Raw genomic sequence first — 21,855 nt, forward strand, 5'->3', positions numbered from 1 at the left:
CAAGGCCATTCCTGGTAACTTACGCAATTAATTTGAAGGGTTGCCGATCATATAAAGAATAAGGGGTTACCTCCCCTTAAAAAGCTGTTAAACACGAGGCTATTTTTTAATTTTTATAAGATTTTTACTACATTGCTTTGCGGATTCATCAAGCTAGAAACAACCCCAATTAGGAGTTTATCAACAAATGGCACACTGGTCTTATTTGCTGTAATGTTCAACATTAAACGAGTGATGACCAAACGTTATTTTGTTCCGCTCCATTTCGAGGCAATATGATAAAAACGTATTGACTTATTTTTAATCTTAATAAAAACCTACTATGACACACAAATTCATATTTCTTCTCCCTTTACTCCTATTAATCAATACTTCTGTAGTATCGCAGAGCTACAATGAACATGTACTTGAAGCTACAAAATTACATGCCAAAAAGGAATACAAAAAATCGGCTCTCCGTTGGCAAAAAGCATTCGATATTCATACAGGATATGCCTCGGATTATTATAACGCCGCTTGCGCCTTCTCTCTGGCAGGTTTGGGACCACAGGGCTTGCTTCACCTAAAAGAAGCCATTCGCAACGGCTGGACAGATATTGCATGGTTAAAAAAGGATAGCGACCTCCTTCCCTTAAAGCAATTGGATCAATGGAACTCATTCACAGAAAGTATTCCGGTCTTACAGGAAGAATATAGGAACTCTATTGACACCCCCTTAAAAGAAGCTTTAGAAAAACTAAGAGTTCAAGACCAAAGCATACGACAATTGCTTCCTGATGCTGAAAAAAGATTTGGCCGGGATTCGTATCACTATTCTTGGTTCAGGAATGAATTAATGCCTAGAAACGACAGTATTGTTTTGACAAAGTTAAAACACATCCTTCAAAAAAATGGATGGCCAGGAATAAACAAAGTTGGAGAATTGGCCAATCAAACACTTTGGCTGGTCATTCAACATGCCCCTTTGGAGGACCAGGAAAAATATCTTCCCCTGTTAGAAAAATCTGTAGCCAAGGGAGAGTCCAAAGCTCGATACTTGGCTTTCTTACAGGATAGAATATTAATGCGCAAAGGGGAACAGCAACGTTATGGCACACAATCTTTATGGGACCCCATGAAAAAGAAGAATGTCATTTATCCCATTTCCAATCACGAAGGTGTGAACAAACGACGTGCTGCAGTGGGACTGAACACCATTGAGGAATATGCTAAGGAGAATAATTTCTTATACGAACCGAAAATGGCAAAAACCCTGAAAAGATAGCTGGACTATTGGGGTTTCCACCTTTATTTTACAATTTCACTTCTTTATGCACTGTCTCTTTTGGAGTCTCCCAAGTCCCTTTATAGGGGTTATAACCGCATTTTGACGGTTTGGCATAGCGATTATCCACATATGCCCTGCAGTCGGAACACACATACCTATATTCACAATCCTTGCAGACCTCTATTTGATCCTTATTGATTTCCCAAAGCTTTTTGAACTCTGATAAACTCAAAACTTGTTTCAAGGATTTTTCTCCAATTTTCCCAAAAGAATCATTCATGGACGGACAATTCTTAATATGCCCGTGAACATCAACCGAAATTTTCCCATTCAAACAGCTATTATGGGTAATTCCCTCTATAAAGGTTTCTAATTTGTTGGGGAGTCGCAAGGTTTTTTTGTTGATGATACCACAACTCTGACAAGAGTTAATGGGCTGTTTTATATATTGCACATACCCCATACCATGTAATAGGTTCTCTAATGGGGACGGGTTAAATTCATTCTTAGGTGAAGAATGCACTGTAAAGGATACATTGGGAGAATTATGAATAAACTCCCTATAAGCTTCCAGTGCTATATGCGCTGTATATTTTACAATCATATGGATACTCTTAAAGTCTTTATTGGAGAAACTTAAAAGTATTTCCTTCAATTCTTTATATCCTAGATCGTCATAGGATCGTATTTGAACATGTTCACAGCGCAGTTCACTTAGTTGTTTGGCAATTTCATAGTAATCATGGACACTGTGAGCGTTCAAATCAACAATTGCATTTTGTATTGGGGTCGGACTTATCCATCTCAATTCAATTTTGGGGAAGTTTTGAATATCGTCCACATAGGTCGCATAATCATTTTTAATCAAAAATTGAACGAAGTCAAAAAAGGCCTCATGGGAATCGTGATCAACATGATGTTCCAAGAGCTCTCCAATTTTAAATTTTCGAAATAACTGGGACAATTCAAAATAGTCGTTATCCACAAACTCCCAGGTGTTTTTTGTGATATCACATATCATTGTACGTGTATATCCCTTTACAAAAAAGATATCGGTGAATACAAAAAGGTAAGAATTATATGGTGTCATCTACTTGGGAATAATCAATTATTTTAGATATTAATTTCTGAGTTTGCTCTGAGATAGCGTAGCTATTGTAGCGTGAGGAATCTGAAAACTCAAATTCATAGTTGGAAGAATTCATCGCCTTATAGTTTATGAAATTGCAGAATAAAGGCAATTTTTCTTTCTGCCGATTTTTAAGTTTTATTTTTTCCATTTGCTAGTATTTGATAAGGTTTTCCGTGAAATCTTTTTCCAAAAAATAATTGCATTTATCCGAGTAGAAGGAAAATTGACCAATAGGGTTTACTTCTAAGAAAACATATTCCTTTTCTTGGGTTACAATGAGATCTATTGCACCAATGGTCAATCCTAAATTCTTCATAAGAACATCTATTTTATGAGATTCTTCCACTGGAAGTTCATAGGGAAGGTAACGCATGGGTGTCTCTGTGTACTGCCGATGATCCACACTTGTAGCTTTTCTGCTTTGTGAAAAAATTACCGTTGAATAACACTTCCCATTGAGGTAAAAGACGCGCAGCTCATATATTTTTTTTATTTGAGATTGAATGAACGAAGGAAAAAAAGTGTCCGATAACGTATCTATATTTTTTTTGGATATTTTCTCGGTATAGGTAAAATATCCATACTCCCTATTGGTAATATAAATCCCTTCATCACTTGCTTTGGTGATAACATCACCTTTGTTCAACACTTCTTTTAATTTTACCTTCGTGTTCAGGATATGCGAATTTGGTATCTTTAGCCCCACTTTCTTTGCTTCGCTCAGGGTAATTAGCTTATTCAAACCTTTCTTAAAAAAACTCGAAATCAGTTTCCCTCCGCTGGCCTCAATTTTGTAGTACACGTAATCCAAAATAGTCCTTAGTTCGGCTTTGATTCTATTTGGAATAGCCTTGGTGTTATTAAAAAGGACCTGTTTCAAGACTTCCTCTTCATAATTATAGCTAAAAGATTTGGAAGAAAAAGCACTTCTCCTGAACCAAATACAATCAAAGTCCAGTAGATTATAGGATACCCCATGCTGTTCCACAACAATTTTATCATTGCTTATTTCTGTAAATTGTGTTGCATCATCATCACCATTAATCCTAAGGAAGTCCTCTTTATAAAAGAGCAACCAATCAATTATTCTATTGGTAGAGGCATCGTTTCTTTTAGTCAGAATCAATATCATTTTCAATGTATTTATGCAAAAAGCCAATCATCTGCGACGATTGGCTTTCCGTCTTGTTCTATATTTTCTTCCCGAAAACTATTCTAGAATCTCGTTAGACCAGAATCGGAATCAGAATCAGAATCGGAATCAGAATCAGAATCTGTCAATGAAGAAGAAGATGAAGATGAAGAAGAGGATGAAGAAGAGGATGAACTATCATCACTTGCGCCTCCTAAAATCATACTTAAGTTGTCTTTACTCAAAATGTTTTCTTCCTGAACTGCAAACTTTTTTAATTTCATAATAGTATATTTAAACAATTATTGCCTACTCATTTTTTAAAGGCTTTTCGGCTTCCTCCTACTTTTTAAAAGTAAAAAATATTTGTAGGAAAATACATCGTTTAATATAAGTTTAACTTTAATTTAATATTCTACCCTCTGGTTCTTCCCGAGCCTTTATTACAATACTTCATTGATTATACGTTACTTACCAAGTATTTATAGTACCCAATCAAGGGAAAGCGGTCTTCTGTCTTATAAAAAACAGCTTCTGACATACTCTTTCACCTCTATAAATTCCCTAAAACATTGGGTTTTTAGAGTTTTCCCTCAGATATAGAACTATTCTCCAGAAAGAATTAAACATTACATTGCCGTGCGCGTCTTTCGTATTCTTTTTAGCCCTATCTGCTAAAAATTTGCTTGAAAATGTAGATTTATGTATTAAAAATCTGTGTAGTAATGCGGAGGTTATTTCAAAAAAGTATTATAGATCAAACTCGAAATAAAATACGTAAAATCTTATTTTATTTATACAGAAATAAAAGACTAAAAACTGTTCAAGTAAGGTAAAAACAAAAATCCGAGCACTTCTTAGTATCAGGATCATTCTTAAAAACGTTGTTGGCCCACTAAGACCTCCTTCGACAAGCTAAGGATGAACTCCTTGCCCAAGCGAATTCCGAAAACAAAAAATCCCAACATCTTACGACATCGGGATTATTCTTAAACTCTGTTGGCCTACTAGGACTCCCTTCGGCAAGCTCAGGATAAACTTCTCGTCCAAGAGAATTCCAAAAACAAAAAATCCCGACATCTTACGACATCGGGATTATTCTTAAACTCTGTTGGCCTACTAGGACTCGAACCTAGAACGACTGGACCAAAACCAGCTGTGTTGCCAATTACACCATAGGCCAATACCTATTAAGAGCGTGCAAATTTAAAACAAAGTTTTGTTTGCGCAAATACTTCTACCATTTATTTTAGGATTAATTTCATATTCCTTTGGAATTGTTCCCAAAGCTTTTCTTAAAAGTAGGTTTAATTTTTATTTAAATTAGTAAATTCGCCCTTAATTGTAACACTGGAACCTTCATCTGGCATTGACCTTATGAAATGATCCAATGATTTTAAAATCATCATATTGCGAAATCAGTGTTTCACTAACAAACCGCGTATTTCATGTTTTCAAAGAACTTTCAGAAATGGGACACCATCTTAGGATGGGCCGTTTTTTTTATTGCACTTATTGTTTATGGAATCACCGTAGAGCCCACAGGGAGTTTTTGGGATGCCGGAGAATACATTACGACTTCTGCAAAATTACAAGTAGGTCACCCTCCTGGAGCGCCTTTATTACAGATGATCGGAGCCTTCTTCTCCCTATTTGCTTTTAACGACCCTTCTAAAGTGGCCTTGATGGTCAATTATGTTTCTGGAGTATCAAGTGCTTTTACCGTACTCTTTATGTTTTGGACCATAACTAATTTGGTGCGAAAATTAATCTCTAAGGGCCATGCCTTCACCAATTCCCGTGCCATTGCGGTTTTTGGCAGTGGTTTGGTAGGTTCTCTAGCTTTTGCTTTTTCGGATAGCTTCTGGTTCAATGCTGTAGAAACGGAGGTTTATGCCATGGCTAGTTTTATTATGTCCTTATTGCTTTGGATGGGGCTTAAATGGACAGACAATATTGAGCATCCAAGAGGCAATAAATGGCTGATTCTTATCTCCTTTGTAGTGGGACTTACGTTTGGAATTCAGTTTATGGGCTTTTTGGCCATACCGTCTATTGGACTGCTCTATTATTTTAAAAAGTACAAAACCACAACGGTCAAGAATTTTTTGTTGGCCAATATTGCCGTGGTCACCCTTTTAATTTTGGTGTATAAATTCTCGCTGACCTATGTCTTAAAACTGTTTGGGTGGAGCGAAGTGTTCTTCATCAATAGCATTGGACTTCCGTTTAATTCGGGAACCATCATTATGGGACTCATTTTTATTGGCGCCTTTTATTTTGGCCTCAACTATACGCGGAAAAATGATTTTAGGACGGCCAATACCATTGTACTCTGCCTCATGTTTCTTTTTCTAGGGTTCTCCTCCTGGCTTATGCTCCCTATACGAGCCAATGCCAATGTGGTTGTTAACGAAAATGACCCTTCCGATGCAAGATCCCTATTAGCGTATTACAATCGAGAACAATACCCTGGTGTTGATAGTCCTTTTTATGGCACCTACTATTCCAATTTATTCGCCTCGGCAGGCGAGGATAAAGACGACAAGCCCAAATATGAAAAGGATGAAGTTTTGGGTAAATATATCATTGTAAACCATTGGGAAGGTGCAGTTCAAGGTCCAAATAAAAAACATGTTGGCCTACTCCCCAGATTATGGAGCGAACAGCATGCCGAAAATTACATGAAATATTTTGGAGGATTGGATTTCAGAATGAAAGAATCCAATGAAGAATTGCGAAAAGCAGTGGCTCAATTAAAAGAAGGCTATGCCAGAGGTGAGGTAGAAGAAGGCCAATATATTCAATTCTTGCAACAATTCAGCGACTATATCGAAGTGGAACCTCCTTCTCTATGGGACAATATTGAATACATGTTCAGCTTTCAATTTGGCTATATGTATGGACGTTACTTTATGTGGAATTTTGTCGGAAAACAAGATGACATTCAAGGAAAATACAACAATAATGGCAATTGGCTCAGTGGTATTGGCTTTGTCGACAATTGGTTTAGGGGAAGTCAGGAAAACTTGCCCAGTGATGTAAAAAACAACAAAGGAAGAAACACCTATTTCTTTCTTCCCTTTCTTCTAGGAATCATTGGAATTTTATTTCAAATTGCCAGAAACCCCAAACAGTTCTGGGTGCTATTCGTGTTTTTTATATTTACTGGAATCGCCATACAATTTTACACCAACCCCTATATTTTTCAACCTCGGGAACGCGATTATTCCCTTGTTGGTTCTTTTTACATCTTTGCATTATGGATCGGCTTGGGCGTATATGGGCTTTTTGATGAATTTAGAAAACTAGTTTCCCCCAAAGTATTGGCACCCGCTATCACCGTTGTTTGTCTATTGGCCGTACCAACGGTCATGGCCTACCAAAATTGGGATGATCACGATCGCTCAGGACGTTATACGGCCAGAGCCTCTGCCAAGGCTTATCTAGATTCCACCCACGAAAACGTAGGTTCTATTATTTTTACTATTGGTGATAATGATACTTTTCCCCTTTGGTATGTTCAGGAAATTGAGAATTACCGTACCGATGTTCGTGTGATCAACACCAGTCTTTTTGCCACGGATTGGTATATTGATCAGATGAAGGCCAAAGCCTATAATAGTGAGCCCATCCCTTCCCAATTGACCCATGAAAAATATCGTTTGGGATCAAGGGACGTCATCCTCTTTCAAGGACTGACAGAGTCCAGATGGGACATCAAAGATTTTATGAATTGGATCGATAGCGATAAGCCACAGACTAAAATCAAGTATCACCTTCAAAAGCAGGGTGCCGATGTTTCCCAATACCCCGAGAGCACCTTGGATTTGGTGTTTTACCCCACGAACAAGATTAGAATTCCTGTGAATAAGGAAAATGTTTTAAAAAGTGGTATTGTAAAGGAAAAAGATGCGGATTTGATCTTGGATTATATTGATATAGACCTCCCCAAAGGAGCGCTTCCCAAGAACAGGATTTTGATGTTGGACATTATTGCCAATAACGATTGGAAACGTCCAATTTACTTTTCTGGAGGAAGTTTTGACAATGCAGAATACATTTGGATGAAAGATTATCTGCAGATGGATGGTCTTGCTTATAAGCTTGTCCCTATAAAAACACAGAACAGAAGTCCTTATGAACTAGGTAGAATTGATGCCGATCTTATGTATGATATTGTCATGAACTGGGACTGGGGCAATTCTGGAAGCACGGAAATCTATCACGATCCGCAGACCCGAACCCAAGGCCTTTCTTATCGAGGGAATTTGGCCCGCTTAACGGAAACCTTAATCAATGAGAACAAGATAGATAAAGCCAAGGATATTATCAATCTCAGCATGGAGAATATGCCCTTGGATTACTTTGGCTATTATACGTTTGTAGAGCCCTTTTTGGATGGTTATTACAAGGTTGGGGAAACAGAGAAAGGGCGTGCACTTTTTGAGCAATTGAAGAAAAAATACCAAGAACGCTTGGATTATTATGCCGGAGTCCCCTTAGACGAGCAATATCAATATCTGGACAATATACTGTCTGATATGGAAGGCTACCAGCGAAACATTAATATCTTAATTCAGAATAAAGATCGGGAATACGTAGAAAAAGAAACAAAAATCTTTAATGCCTATATTGATAAGTTCGCGCATTTTATGGGTGATGACAATCCTTTTGAGGACAGTATCGAAGAAACGCCACCACCAAGTGATAGCATCCCGGAAGCCGTTTTGGACACACTTCTTGAAAATAGCACTGAATAATGGTCCCGGCAGCATAATACCATAGACATGATGTCTGAAAAATTGCAATTATTTCAAATCGACACCTTTACCGATACTATTTTCGGTGGAAACCCAGCTGCTGTACTGCTGCTAAAAGAATGGCTCTCCGCAGAGAAAATGCAAAAAATTGCCAATGAGAACAATTTAGCTGAAACTGTTTTTATTGTACAGAAGGAAAAAGCCTTATTTGAGATTCGATGGTTTACCCCCACTGTCGAGGTAGATTTATGCGGACACGCAACTCTTGCAGCAGCTTATGTCCTTTTTACCTATCATGGTTTTTCTTTAGATCGTGTCAACTTTCATTCCCATGCCAGCGGAGTCCTATCCGTTACCAAAAAGGAGGATGCCCTAACTTTGGATTTTCCTGTAGATAGCTACACTAGCGTAAATCCTCCTCAAGAACTACTGGAAGCTTTTGACGCTGTTCCCATTGAAACTTATAAAGGAAAAACAGATTATCTGCTTATTTTTTCTTCCCAAAAGGAAGTGGAAATGGCAAAACCTAATTTAAACCTTATTAAAAGCTGTGATAGTCGGGGCGTAATTATTACGGCCCAGGGAGAGGAAGTTGATTTTGTATCTCGTTTTTTTGCACCGCAATCTGGAATTGACGAAGATCCCGTAACAGGCTCAGCACATACTACCTTAACGCCCATTTGGAGTAAGAAATTGGGAAAACTCACCTTATCGGCACAGCAATTATCTGCAAGAAAAGGAGAATTAACCTGTACGTTGAAAGGGAATCGTGTTCAAATTACTGGAAAAGCAGTAACCTATATGATTGGGGAATTGCTCTTATAATGGCTAAATCTGTCCATTAAAAAGGTATGTCTGACATAGTTTAGATATATTCATTCAAGATACCTATTAAAGTATTGGCATCCTGTTCTCCACTTTGGCGCCATACCATTTCCCCTTTTTTATAGATCATCAAGGTAGGCAGTCCTTTTACTCGCAAGGCTTGGGAGAGTTCTTTATTTTTATCAACATCTATTTTAATGACTTTCCCCTTATCCCCAAGAGCTGCAGCAACATCTTTCAATACTGGGTGCATGGATGCCGATTGCTCATTCCATTCTGCATAGAAGTCCAGCAGTACAGGAACTTTTAAATCTATTAGTTCACCAAATTTAGACATAACTTATAGTACTGAATTTAATATATTCAAATGTAAGAAAAAATGTTAATACACTGCGAATATCCTATTTTATCACATATCTACGAGCAAAAATACTATGCTAGATCTTTCTTTTTTAAAGTAATCACAGTAATCTCTGGCCATATCCCTACTCTTCCGGGATAACCGATAAACCCAAAACCTCTATTTACATTGATAAACTGGCCCAGTTCTTCATATATGCCTGCCCAATACTTGTATCGAAAACGTACTGGACTTAATTTAAACCATCCAGGGATTTCAATGCCAAATTGCATGCCATGGGTATGACCGCTCAATGTAAGATGATAATGATAATCATCGGAAACCACCTCTTCTTCCCAATGCGAAGGGTCATGACTCATTAATATCTTAAAATCGTTCTTATGAATTCCAGAAGCGGCTTTCTTCAAGTCTCCAGCTTTCTTAAAACCGCCTTTGCCCCAATTTTCAACACCGACCAAGGCTATTTTATCGTCTCCTTTGGTTAAGTATCGGTTTTCATTGAGCAAAAGATCAAAGCCCATATCTTTCTGAAGTTTCATTAAGCTATGGAGATTCGCTTTCTTCTTTTCCTCGGATTCCCAACGCACATAATCCCCATAATCATGGTTCCCCAAAACAGAAAACTTGCCATCTTTAGCCTCTAACTTGGAAAACAAGGCCGCCCAAGGTTCCATTTCCTCAGCCCTATTGTTTACCATATCCCCTGTAAAGAGTATAACATCACTCTGCTGCTCGTTGATCAGATCTACCCCATAGGACACCTTTTCACGATCGTCAAAACTTCCACTATGAACATCGGAAATCTGCGTGATTTTATATCCATCAAAAGCTTCTGGAAGATCATCGAACTCCAATACGTAGTTCAGGACTTTAAAATTGTACTTTCCCTTGTACATTCCAAAAAGTAAGGCCCCAAAGGGCAAAGCGGCCAATCCAAGGGCTATTGCACTTACAAACTTCCTTCTTGAAGGAACATTAAACTCCTTGGTGCTTCCAAACAATTTGGTATACAGCGCCACAAAAAACCGAACCACATCCTCAGAAAATATGAAGAAAATAGTGACCATATAAAAAGCCATACTTGCAAGTAAGAACCCAAAGGCAAGGCTTCTGCCATGATCCAAAACCCTATTGGGCGTATCTCCTGCGGAAAATTGATAGATAAAGTTTCCAACAATCAGAAGGGATGAAAGAATAAATAAAGCATATATCCACTGATTTTTCGTAAGCGTTTTCAATGCTTGAAATGCATAAAAACCAAATGCAGTATATACCCCTAAAAAGATAATCCAACGTAGCATGCCTCTTTTTTTTACAAAGGTATCCCTTTCCATAGGCAAGGGACTCTTTTTTACCTAATTATTAACAATCTCAATAATTTGTCGCACAATAGCAGCATCCGTTACGGCCAAAGCGTCATCTTGTAAAAAAGAAGGAGAATTCATCGAGATTTCAGGCTTCCTTTCCAGGCTCTTTTTGAAGGTTGTTCCTGAAAAATGAATTGCTTTAAATCCCCTGTTTTTAAAAGTATTCGCGTTATCTGCGCGCACTCCGCCCCCAGGAAGCACAGTGCAGCTTTTTGCATCCTTTGTTAAAGTAGTGAGCAAATCTATTCCCGCTAAAGCTGACTTTTGCTGTCCGGAAGACAAGACATAATCGACTCCCAAAGCCTCTAATTGCTGGAATGTCCCCAATGGATCTGAGACCCAGTCAAAAGCCCGGTGAAAGGTAAACTTCAACGGTTTTGCTAATGCAATCAAGGCTTTGGTGCGTTCTACATCCAATCTAAAATCCTTATAGAGCACCCCACTTACCACCCCTTCAAATCCCATTTCATGACAAAGTTCAATGTTGGCTTTCATAATGTCAAATTCCATCTGGGAATACGTAAAATTGCCACTTCTTGGGCGAATCAATACGTGAACAGGGATGGAAATATGCGATTTTACAGCTTTTAGCAGACCATAAGAAGGTGTTATCCCTCCCGTACCTAGTTCGGAACAAAGTTCAATACGATCGGCTCCCGCTTTTTCTGCGGCTAGGGCAGATTCCAAAGAATTGGCACAAACTTCTACTAGCATTTTACTTATATTTAGTCACTAAATTAAGCAACCTTATAGATGAAACGAAGAAAGTTTATTAAAAATTCTGCTGCCGGCACTGCTGGTTTTATGACCGCTCCTTTGGCCACCTCTTGTAAGGAGAGCACTACTGTTAGGACTGAGGCTGAAGAAAGTCCATCCATTAAGCCAATTGTTATTTGCACATGGGATTTTCATAATGCTTCGGCAAAAGCCTGGGAAGTATTGGAAAAAGGAGGCACCGCCTTAGATGCTGTGGAACAGGGCGTGATGATTGAAGAAGCAGATGTCAATAATCAAACCGTTGGTGTGGGCGGTAGGCCCGATCGCGATGGCAATGTCACCCTAGATGCCTGTATCATGGATAAAGATGGGAACTGTGGTGCCGTACTGTGCATGCAGAACATTGCACATCCTGTTGCCGTTGCCAGAAAAGTAATGGAAGACACCCCTCATGTAATGCTTGCCGGAAAGGGAGCCGAACAATTTGCTTATGAGAAAGGGTTCAAAAAAGAAAATTTGCTTACCGAAAAATCCAAACAAGAATGGATCGAGTGGAAAAAAACATCAAAATACCAACCCATCATCAATATTGAAAACCATGACACCATAGGCATGTTGGCCATTGATCAAAAAGGTGATATTTCCGGAGCCTGTACTACAAGTGGAATGGCCTATAAAATAGGAGGCCGAGTTGGAGATTCCCCTATTATTGGGGCGGGACTTTTTATCGATAATGAAATTGGGGGTGCCACCGCTACTGGTGTTGGAGAAGAAGTTGTGCGAACTGTTGGCAGTTTCCTTATTGTAGAACTGATGCGGCAGGGAAAAACACCTCAAGAGGCCTGCGAGGAGGGCGTAAAGCGTATTATTGCCAAAAATAAGGACAATACCGATTTTCAAATTGGCTTTATCGCGGTAAACAAAAAAGGAGAAACTGGCGGTTACTGTATTCAGCCCGGATTCACCTATCGTACCTATTCTGAAAAAGGGCACATCAATAACCCTTCTGACAGCTATATTAGCGCTTAATTTTTTTTAAAAAGAAGATAATCTTTGTAGCTTTGAAAGCTTACCAAAATTCCTAAAATGGCAGAACAAAAAAGACTTTTTCTATTAGATGCATATGCGCTGATCTTCCGTGGATATTATGCGTTGATCAAAAACCCTAGAATTAATTCCAAGGGTATGGATACCTCTGCCATCATGGGATTTACGAATTCCTTATTTGACGTTATAAAACGGGAAAAACCAGATTATTTGGCGGTTTGCTTTGATAAAGGAGGAAGTCATGAGCGCACTGAATTATTTCCGGAATACAAAGCCAATAGGGATGAAACCCCAGATGCCATACGGATTGCCGTTCCCTATATCCAAAATATCTTAAAAGCCATGCACATTCCCGTGGTGGTTCTGGAAGGTTGGGAGGCCGACGATATTATAGGAACTTTGGCCAAACAAGCAGAAAAAGAGGATTACAAGGTATTCATGGTAACTCCGGATAAAGATTTCGGTCAATTGGTTTCGGAAAATATTTTCATGTATCGCCCTGCTCGAATGGGCAATGGCATAGAAATTTGGGGCATTCCCGAAATTCAAAAACGCTTTGGTGTACAACGTCCGGAACAGGTTATTGACTATTTGGGAATGATGGGAGATGCCAGTGATAACATTCCGGGACTTCCAGGTGTTGGTGATAAAACCGCAAAAAAATTCCTGGAACAGTTTGATAGTATGGAAGGCCTTTTGGCGAATACTGATCAACTTAAGGGAAAAATGAAGGAGAAAGTAGAACAAAATGCGGAATTGGGATTACTCTCCAAGAAATTGGCCACCATATGCACTACTTGCGATGTACAATTCAATGCAGAGGATTATAAGATGTCTACACCAGATGGGGATCAGGTACAACAGATTTTTGACGAGTTGGAATTCAGACGTCTTAAAGATCAGTTCACAAAACTATTTTTTACCCCTAATGAAGAAGGAGCTACAACCGAAGCAACACCTTCAAGTCCGGCAAAATCAAAAGAAGCGGGCGGAGGCCAATTCTCCTTGTTTGGAGAAGGCGGAGACACTTCTGCCAGCACTGGCACAGCTTCTGGACGAAAAACAAATAGCAACGTTCCCCACCTCTATCAGAGTATTGCCCCGGGAATGGCCATGAAACTCTTTGTCCAAAATCTGATGAAGCAGTCCTCGGTATGTTTCGATACGGAAACAACAGGTTTAGACCCTTTAAGTGCCGAACTTGTGGGAATCGCTTTTAGCTGGGAGGCAACCAAGGGATTCTATGTTCCCATACCTGAAAACAGGGATGAAGCACAACAAATCGTGGAAATGTTGCGCCCATTTTTTGAAACGGAACATATTGAAAAAATAGGCCAAAACCTGAAATACGATATTAAAGTATTGCACAAGTATAACATTACGGTAAACGGTCCTTTTTTCGATACCATGTTGGCGCACTACCTCATCAATCCTGATATGCGGCATAATATGGATGTTCTTTCAGAGACCTACTTGAACTATACCCCGATTTCTATCACCACTTTGATTGGAAAGAAGGGGAAAAATCAGTTGTCCATGCGACAGGTGCCTTTGGAGCAACAAACCGAATATGCCGTTGAAGATGCCGATATCACCTTTCAATTGGCGGAACACTTTAGGCCAGAATTGGCTGAAGCAAAGACAGACGGTCTTTTTGCGGATATTGAAATTCCTTTACTTCGTGTACTTGGTGACATGGAGTTAGAGGGCATAAATCTCGATAAGGAATTCTTAGCATCCCTTTCCGAGGAGTTAACCAATGATATTGCTTCCCTGGAAGCTAAAATTTATGAAGCTGCCGGTGTTACGTTCAATATAGGTTCTCCAAAACAACTTGGGGAAATTCTATTTGATAAATTAAAATTGGTGGATAAACCCAAGAAGACCAAAACGGGTCAATACTCTACGGCCGAAGATGTACTTTCGTATTTAGCCAAGGACCATCCCATTATTCAAAATGTATTGGATTACCGAGGTCTTTCCAAATTGAAAAGCACCTATGTAGATGCCTTGCCCGAGCAAATCCATCAAGAAACGGGAAGAGTGCATACAGATTATATGCAAACCGTAGCTGCTACGGGAAGACTGAGCAGCAACAACCCCAATTTACAGAATATCCCTATTCGTACCGAAAGAGGAAGGCAGGTAAGGAAAGCATTTGTGCCACGCAATGAAGACTATATTTTGTTGGCTGCGGATTATTCCCAAATAGAACTGCGTATTATTGCGGCCTTAAGTGAAGAGACTACCATGATCGAAGCTTTTAAGAACGGAGAGGATATCCATGCTTCTACGGCTGCAAGGGTATTTAATGTGCCGCTGGAAGAGGTTACACGAGAACAACGAAGTAATGCGAAGACCGTAAACTTTGGAATTATCTATGGCGTATCTGCTTTTGGACTTAGCAATCAAACCGACCTAAGTCGGTCCGAAGCAAAAGAATTGATAGACACCTATTATAAAACCTATCCCAAACTCCGAAATTACATGAGCGAGCAAGTAGATTTTGCTCGCGATAACGGTTATGTGCAAACCATTTTAGGACGTAGGCGATATTTAAAAAATATCAATGGCAGCAATGCGATTGTGCGCGGAGCAGCAGAACGAAATGCGGTCAATGCCCCTATTCAGGGAAGTGCCGCGGACATTATTAAAATTGCCATGATCAATATTCATGGCAAATTAAATAAGGGAAACTATAAGACTAAGATGCTTTTACAGGTACACGATGAATTGGTTTTTGATGTGTACAAGCCCGAATTGGAAGAAATTAAAGCTTTGATCAAATCCGAAATGGAAAATGCACATGTCCTGGCCGTTCCCTTGGACGTGGAATTGGGAACCGGAAACAATTGGCTAGAAGCACATTAGGAAAAATACTTTTATGTTATCTGCTTTTTTCAGAAAACATCTTAAGTTTTTCTTATAGTGGTATTCGTAAATGAGATAATATAATTCTCAATACTGTTAAGTTTTAGCCTTATATTACGACTGCTTAAGCGTTGTCCTGTTCGGAATTGTATGGATTAAAACTATATTTAATGGATCTTATCAAGACCTTTCTTTATTTTGCCATTTTTAAACATCCCCTCACAAAAGAAGAAGCAAAAAACTTCTGTCAGTACAAAACGGATAATATCGATGCAGATTTAGCGCTGTTGGTAGAAAAAGAATTCTTGTACAAATTTGGAGAGTATTACCTTCCTTACAATCACGACTCCTGGATCAAACGAAGGATAAAGGGAAATCAGCTTGCTGAAAAAAAAATGGACAAGGCAAATAGAATGTCCCGAATTTTAAGTCAGTTTCCTTTTGTTCGATCGGTCATGATATCGGGGTCTTTGGCCAAAGGGTATATGGACAAAACATCGGATATCGATTTTTTTGTCATTATGAAATCTGGCAATATTGCCATATCCAAGGCAATGATTGGTTTGTTTAGACGGTTTTTTGCTTCAAAAAGTCTTTGTGTCAATTATATGATCAGTGAAGATAATTTGCACATCAAAAAGCAAAATATCTATACCGCCGTTGAAATGGCCACTTTAATCCCTACCATAGATTCCGGCCTTTTTGAACCTTTCATGGAGGAGAACATGGAATGGGTCCGTACTTTTTTACCCAATGCCGTCATTGAACAGAATAGCATTTCACCCATGAAATCGGGTAAACTAAAACAGTTTTCTGAGTTTATCTTATCTACCAAACTGGCCGATACCATTGATGATAAGTTGCGAAAAATCTACCTTAAAAGATCCGGGCTTCAATTGGGCGCGAATAAAATTAAAAAGAACGAAGAACAAGTAATCAATAAAGGAATTCTTAAATTGCACAACAAATCGTACCAATCCAGAATCATGGATATGTACGAGCAATATGAGCAAAATTTTGACTCTGGAGAAGAGTTGGTTTTTAATCGTCATTTCTATGATTGATATTCTTTTTTCACATTCCTACTATTACCCCCTGGATAGCAAACAATGGAAAAACAAGACTCCCTACCCTCCATTGGGTACGCTCTACGCGGCTTCCCTCATGCAAAAAGAAGGATATCGTGTAGATTTGTTTGACACCAATTTATTGGATAATCCAATGACGATACGGCCTAAGTTGGAAGAGCAAAAGCCTAAATACCTGGTCTTATACGATGATGGGTTCAACTATCTTACCAAAATGTGTCTCACTACGATGCGCGAAGCGGCTTTTAAAATGCTCGCAATTGGAAAAGAACATCAGTGTATTACCATTGTATGTAGCTCAGATGCCACCGATCATTATGAAAAATACATAAAGGAAGGTGCAGATTACGTGATTCAAGGAGAAGGGGAAATGACCTTGAAGCAACTGATCACAACACTGGAAGCCGAAGAAAGTGTGGCAGAAATTAAAGGACTTGTATTCCAAAAGGAGGATAAGACAATCGCCAATCCCAAACAACCGGTAATGCATCATTTGGATGAATTGCCTTTGCCCGCATGGGAATTGGTAGATATTGCCTCCTATAAACAAGTATGGAAACAGAGCAATAAAGAGTTCACACTTAATATTGCCACTACCAGGGGTTGTCCCTATAAATGCAACTGGTGTGCGAAACCTATTTATGGGAATCGTTACAATTCCCATTCTCCATCTTATATCGTACAACATATAAAGCTACTACAAGAACGCTTTGGCGTAAAACGCTTTTGGATGTGCGATGATATTTTTGGATTAAAACCCAACTGGGTTCAGGAATTCAGGGATGAATTAAAAAAAGAAAAAATCAACATCAAATACTACATACAGAGTAGAGCAGATTTATTATTAAAAGAAGATAACATAGATGCTTTAGCTGCTTCAGGACTGCAAGAAGTCTGGATTGGCGCCGAAAGTGGTTCCCAGAAAATTTTGGATGCCATGGACAAAGGCACTAAAATTGAGCAAATCTATGAGGCGACACGATTGCTGAAGAAAAAAAACATTCGAATCGCTTTCTTTATCCAGTTCGGCTATTTGGGAGAAACCAAAGAAGATATTGCCAAGACCATCACCATGATCAAAGAACTATTGCCCGATAATATTGGCATATCTGTATCCTATCCTTTACCTGGAACCAAATTTTACGACAAGGTAAAGAATGACCTTAAATTAAAGACCAATTGGACAGATTCCGACGATCTTGCCATGATGTTCCAAGGCACTTTTAACTCAAAATATTATAGAAAACTCCATCGATATGTCCATAAGGAATATCGCAAAAGCATGGGGATTCAGAATATGAAGACTATTGTAAAGAATCCTCTCAAGGCCAGTTATCAAAAAGTAAGATCTGCAGCACTCTACTTTTATTATGCCTTGAGCGCATCTATCTATTTATCGCAACTTAAACGAATGCAACCGACCAATGGTTAACGGCTTTGATCTTGCTGCTTCTGACTATGATGTTTCTTTTACGCACACACATGTGGGTAGGTTACAGCGAAGCAGAGTATATCATTTCTTAAATAAATACGTTTTCCAAAACCCCAAAAACGAGGTTCTGGAGGTAAATTGTGGCACTGGTGAAGATGCCCTATGGTTGTCTCAAAAAAGTGCTCGGGTTACTGCCACAGACCTTTCCATGGCCATGCTGACCAAAGCAGAGTCCAAAGCCCAGGGAAAGGACAACATCACCTACAAAACTTTAGACCTCAATCATTTTGGGGAAACGACTTTCGAAAGTGGTTTCGACTTTATTTTTTCGAATTTTGGAGGCCTCAATTGCATCGCTCCAAAGCAAATGGAAAAATTCATTCAAGATGCAGGCTCCAAACTCAATGAAAGAGGACAAATGGCCCTAGTCATTATGCCCAAGAAAACGTTTATGGAACGCCTATATTTTTTAATCAAAGGCAATAGAAGAAAAGCTTTTAGAAGAAATACCACTACTCCGGTAATGGCCAATGTAGAGGGCAAAGAGGTAGCAACCTGGTATTACGACCCTTCCGATATTAAGGCTTATGCAAAAAACACTTTTAAAGTCTTGACCTTTAAACCTATTGGTTTTTTGGTTCCCCCATCGTATTTAGAAGGTTTTTTTAGCACCAAAAAGAAACTCCTCTCCCTTTTGGGATGGATTGATCGTCGTTTGGATTTTTTTAATCCGCTCAGTGCCTATGCAGATCATTTTATCATTATATTAGAAAAACGATGAGCATTGTATTGACACATGCATATTATCTCGCTGAGGATGAAAAGGAGCAAAAAATCATGAAACCTTATCCTCCCCTGGGCTTGCTTTATATTTCCGGATATTTGAACGAGCGCAACGTGGAGAACCATGTCTTTGATACTACCTTTTACAAAAAAGCCGAACAATTGGCTTTTATCGCAGAAAAACAACCCGACCTCGTAGCAATTTACACCAACTTAATGACCAAAGTTGAGGTGATTAAACTTATAAAAGAATTCAAGGATAACGCCCGCTATGGCCATCCCAAAATTGTACTTGGGGGTCCGGATCTCACCTATAACCTGGAAAATTATTTAAACGCGGGAGCCCACTATTTGGTGATTGGGGAAGGCGAGCAAACCTTGCATGAATTACACACTGCAATAACAGAAAAAACCGATGTTTCTGCGGTTAACGGTCTGGCATATCTTGTAGATGGTCTGCTTACAAAAACAGCTCCACGTACCAAGATGAAGGATTTGTCGCAATTGCCTCTTCCCAACAGGGATGCCATACCTATGGAGAAATATTTGGATACCTGGAAAACACATCATGGACAGAGCTCCATGACCATAAGTACACAAAGAGGTTGTCCCTACACCTGTAAATGGTGCAGTACGGCTGTCTACGGACAGAGCTACCGCAGAAGACCAGCGCACTTAGTGGTTGAAGAATTGACCATGTTGAAGCACAAATATAATCCAGATGCCATTTGGTTTGTGGATGATGTATTTACCGTAAGCCATAAGTGGATCAAGAGTTTTCACGAAGAAGTTCTTAAAAATGACATCATTGTTCCTTTTGAATGCATTACCAGAGCCGAACGGCTTAACGATGAAATTTTACAATTATTAAAAGAAGCGGGTTGCTATCGCATTTGGATCGGAGCGGAAAGTGGTTCCCAAAAAATCATTGATGCGATGGATCGTCGTGTTGATGTAGATGTTGTAAAATCGGCCATCCAAAAAACCAACGCTCTCGGTATAGAAACCGGCACTTTTATTATGGTAGGTTATCCTGGTGAGGACGAACAGGATATCAGTGAAACAATAACCTATTTGAAAGCGGCCAATCCAACACATTTTACCATAACTGTTGCCTATCCCATAAAAGGAACATCGCTTTACAATGAGATCGAAGATAAAATAACGGTTCAACCAAATTGGGAAACGTCTACGGATAGGGAGATCGACTTTACAAGAACCTACCCCAGAAAGTTTTATAACCATGCGGTTAGAAAAATTGTGAATGAAGTAAATTATAGTAGAGAAAAACAACGTGATAAGAATCTCAAAAAAATGATTCGTTATAAATTAAAATCAACTATTGCCGGTGCCTTTATGAAAATCACTAAATAATATGAAATCATTCCTTTCTACATTATCTTTTGCCTTGGTTTTAGTCTGTTTTTCCTGCGCTAAGCAAGACAATGAAATTTCCCTGAAATGGAATAAGGCTCATGATGAGGATACTTTTGAAAGAAGTATTACAGGGCTAAAATGGGCGTTGTCCTATTTAGGATCTACAGTAGCGAATGACTCCACATTACTAAAATTTAATCCCAAAGACTCCATCATTACGCTAGATGCTAATCAACTTGGGTTTTCCAAAGAGGCGGCCACCGTCCTATCCAAACTGCATTACAATTTTAAAAATACAGAGGCTTATACTATCAATAAAACATTTGACCTTGGCAGGTATGTATCATTGATCTTTGGGCGTTCCCATAATTATTATGCCATTGCAGGTGTCCCAGAAGATCTCGAGGCATTTGATCAACTTTATCAGTTTTCGGAAGCAAAGGGTTATATTGACAACTCCAGCATTTCAAAGGTAGATCGGATCATTTCTTTTTCCAATATCCATGAAAAAAATAATCAAGCTTTTATATCCGCAGAAATAGATAGTATTAGCAAAGATACCTTAGAATATGAGACCATGCAGATAATGCCCAACGGACAATTAAAATTTGGTGTTTACGATTTGGACGGGAAAATAAAAAGAGTTGCCAATAAAAATGTTACCCGGGCCGGAAAGCCCGCAAAGTGTATTTGGTGTCATGAGGTAGTTGTACAACCCTTATACAGATCACAGAAAAATCATGATACCTATCTAAAATATACCACCTTTAATGATACCTTGAAATATTTTAACCATAGGTTACAGACTTATCAAGATTCATTGTGGAAGGACAAAAATTTTAAAAACAAAAAATTACATTCCGAATTGGAATTGCTTTACATTGCTTTTATGGAACCCAATGCAGAGCGCATATCTAGAGAATGGAATATGCCTGTAACGGAAGTAAAACAGAAACTATCGCATTTAGAGACACATGTTTACGAAGAGTTTGTGTTTTTAGGAGATTCGTATCACAGAAAGGATATCGATGCCTTGGCACCCTTTCAGGTGCAAGAAGCACCTGAAAGCATTCGGGAGTAACTATATCACTAAAAGTGTTGGTCTTAAAAAGACTGTAGTGTTTTATGGAATTAAAAGATGACCCTATAAACGAATGGGCAAATGCTTACATTATGAGAACTGTATTTGTAGATAGGGATGGCGTAATCAACAAAGACACTGGATATGTACACAAAATTGAAGATTTTGAATTTTCGGAAGGGGTTTTTGACAGCTTCAAGTATTTAAAAAGCAGAGGGTTTGATTTAATTATTGTGACCAATCAATCCGGAATTGGGCGAGGGTATTACAAGGAGCAGGATTTTAATATTCTTACCCATTGGATGTTGAATAGATTTAATGAACAAGGAATAGCAATATTGGATGTCCTATATTGTCCACACAAACAAGAGGACAATTGCAATTGCAGAAAACCAAGAACGGGCATGTTGGAAGAGGCCGATAAGAAATATAAGATAGATAAGAAAAATTCATGGATGATAGGTGATAAGGAAAGTGACATTAGTGCAGCGAATACCTTTGGCATTTCCAATACGATCCTCATTAAAAATGACCGCACTTTTTTAAAACAAAAGAGCGATGCTCAATTTATACTCCCATCTCTGAATGAAATCAGTAATTATATTCGTTAGA

Annotated in this window: 17 protein-coding genes and 1 tRNA gene; 11 read left to right on the plus strand and 7 right to left on the minus strand. The window is 38.8% G+C overall.

The features are described 5' to 3' along the window. Positions 1 to 322: 322 nt before the first annotated feature. Complete coding sequence (locus ACEXOE_RS03565) at positions 323 to 1,264, plus strand: DUF6624 domain-containing protein (protein WP_394747352.1); 942 nt, start codon at positions 323 to 325, stop codon at positions 1,262 to 1,264. 28 nt (positions 1,265 to 1,292) lie between these two features. On the opposite strand, the gene gwsS is transcribed toward ACEXOE_RS03565, so the two are convergent. The 4 genes from gwsS to ACEXOE_RS03585 all read right to left on the minus strand — a co-directional run bounded on the left by gwsS (position 1,293) and on the right by ACEXOE_RS03585 (position 4,714). Further along, complete coding sequence (gwsS, locus tag ACEXOE_RS03570; RefSeq protein WP_394747353.1) at positions 1,293 to 2,357, minus strand: grasp-with-spasm system SPASM domain peptide maturase; 1,065 nt, start codon at positions 2,355 to 2,357, stop codon at positions 1,293 to 1,295. A 193-nt stretch (positions 2,358 to 2,550) separates the two neighbouring features. Beyond that, complete coding sequence (gene gwsG / locus ACEXOE_RS03575; RefSeq protein ID WP_394747354.1) at positions 2,551 to 3,531, minus strand: grasp-with-spasm system ATP-grasp peptide maturase; 981 nt, start codon at positions 3,529 to 3,531, stop codon at positions 2,551 to 2,553. Positions 3,532 to 3,614: 83 nt separating this feature from the next. Then, positions 3,615 to 3,815, minus strand: a complete 201-nt coding sequence (locus tag ACEXOE_RS03580) for a hypothetical protein (protein WP_394747355.1) — start codon at positions 3,813 to 3,815, stop codon at positions 3,615 to 3,617. A gap of 827 nt (positions 3,816 to 4,642) precedes the next feature. After that, a tRNA-Gln gene (locus ACEXOE_RS03585) sits at positions 4,643 to 4,714 on the minus strand. Between the two features lie 265 nt (positions 4,715 to 4,979). Between ACEXOE_RS03585 and ACEXOE_RS03590 the strand changes: the two genes are divergently transcribed. Further along, entirely contained in the window at positions 4,980 to 8,294 is a 3,315-nt protein-coding gene (locus ACEXOE_RS03590) for a glycosyltransferase family 117 protein (protein ID WP_394747356.1), read from the plus strand. 27 nt (positions 8,295 to 8,321) lie between these two features. Then, positions 8,322 to 9,119 carry a PhzF family phenazine biosynthesis protein gene (locus ACEXOE_RS03595; RefSeq protein ID WP_394747357.1) on the plus strand — a complete coding sequence of 266 codons (798 nt, stop codon included), beginning with the start codon at positions 8,322 to 8,324 and terminating at the stop codon, positions 9,117 to 9,119. A 40-nt stretch (positions 9,120 to 9,159) separates the two neighbouring features. Here the strand turns inward: ACEXOE_RS03595 and ACEXOE_RS03600 are convergent, their stop codons facing one another. From ACEXOE_RS03600 to ACEXOE_RS03610, 3 genes are all read right to left on the minus strand, one after another. After that, the gene (locus tag ACEXOE_RS03600; RefSeq protein ID WP_394747358.1) at positions 9,160 to 9,456 is read right to left on the minus strand and encodes a thioredoxin family protein; all 297 of its coding nucleotides are present in this window, start codon (positions 9,454 to 9,456) and stop codon (positions 9,160 to 9,162) included. A 95-nt stretch (positions 9,457 to 9,551) separates the two neighbouring features. Next, positions 9,552 to 10,781 (minus strand): metallophosphoesterase, encoded by a 1,230-nt coding sequence (locus ACEXOE_RS03605; RefSeq protein WP_394747359.1) that lies wholly within the window; start codon positions 10,779 to 10,781, stop codon positions 9,552 to 9,554. 54 nt (positions 10,782 to 10,835) lie between these two features. Then, positions 10,836 to 11,561, minus strand: coding sequence for a copper homeostasis protein CutC (locus ACEXOE_RS03610; RefSeq protein WP_394747360.1), 726 nt, complete (start codon positions 11,559 to 11,561; stop codon positions 10,836 to 10,838). Between the two features lie 39 nt (positions 11,562 to 11,600). Here ACEXOE_RS03610 and ACEXOE_RS03615 point away from each other — a divergent pair, with 39 nt between their 5' ends. The 8 genes from ACEXOE_RS03615 (at position 11,601) to gmhB (ending at position 21,854) form a co-directional block, all read left to right on the plus strand. Next, a complete protein-coding gene (locus ACEXOE_RS03615) occupies positions 11,601 to 12,593 on the plus strand; it encodes an isoaspartyl peptidase/L-asparaginase family protein (protein ID WP_394747361.1) in 993 nt (330 codons plus the stop codon). Positions 12,594 to 12,650: 57 nt separating this feature from the next. Then, the gene (polA, locus tag ACEXOE_RS03620; RefSeq protein ID WP_394747362.1) at positions 12,651 to 15,482 is read left to right on the plus strand and encodes a DNA polymerase I; all 2,832 of its coding nucleotides are present in this window, start codon (positions 12,651 to 12,653) and stop codon (positions 15,480 to 15,482) included. A gap of 170 nt (positions 15,483 to 15,652) precedes the next feature. Next, positions 15,653 to 16,546, plus strand: coding sequence for a nucleotidyltransferase domain-containing protein (locus ACEXOE_RS03625; protein WP_394747363.1), 894 nt, complete (start codon positions 15,653 to 15,655; stop codon positions 16,544 to 16,546). Beyond that, positions 16,539 to 18,002 carry a B12-binding domain-containing radical SAM protein gene (locus ACEXOE_RS03630; protein ID WP_394747364.1) on the plus strand — a complete coding sequence of 488 codons (1,464 nt, stop codon included), beginning with the start codon at positions 16,539 to 16,541 and terminating at the stop codon, positions 18,000 to 18,002. Before ACEXOE_RS03625 ends, ACEXOE_RS03630 begins: the two co-directional genes overlap by 8 nt. Further along, positions 17,995 to 18,783 (plus strand): class I SAM-dependent methyltransferase, encoded by a 789-nt coding sequence (locus ACEXOE_RS03635; protein ID WP_394747365.1) that lies wholly within the window; start codon positions 17,995 to 17,997, stop codon positions 18,781 to 18,783. Before ACEXOE_RS03630 ends, ACEXOE_RS03635 begins: the two co-directional genes overlap by 8 nt. Beyond that, positions 18,780 to 20,159, plus strand: a complete 1,380-nt coding sequence (locus tag ACEXOE_RS03640) for a B12-binding domain-containing radical SAM protein (RefSeq protein WP_394747366.1) — start codon at positions 18,780 to 18,782, stop codon at positions 20,157 to 20,159. Before ACEXOE_RS03635 ends, ACEXOE_RS03640 begins: the two co-directional genes overlap by 4 nt. A gap of 1 nt (position 20,160) precedes the next feature. Next, positions 20,161 to 21,243: a hypothetical protein gene (locus tag ACEXOE_RS03645; RefSeq protein ID WP_394747367.1), complete on the plus strand. Its 1,083-nt coding sequence runs from the start codon at positions 20,161 to 20,163 to the stop codon at positions 21,241 to 21,243. A gap of 44 nt (positions 21,244 to 21,287) precedes the next feature. Beyond that, positions 21,288 to 21,854, plus strand: coding sequence for a D-glycero-beta-D-manno-heptose 1,7-bisphosphate 7-phosphatase (gmhB, locus tag ACEXOE_RS03650; RefSeq protein WP_394747368.1), 567 nt, complete (start codon positions 21,288 to 21,290; stop codon positions 21,852 to 21,854). Position 21,855 lies beyond the last annotated feature (1 nt).

Origin of the sequence: Spongiimicrobium salis (assembly GCF_043678055.1) — a bacterium.
GTDB lineage: Bacteria > Bacteroidota > Bacteroidia > Flavobacteriales > Flavobacteriaceae > Spongiimicrobium > Spongiimicrobium salis.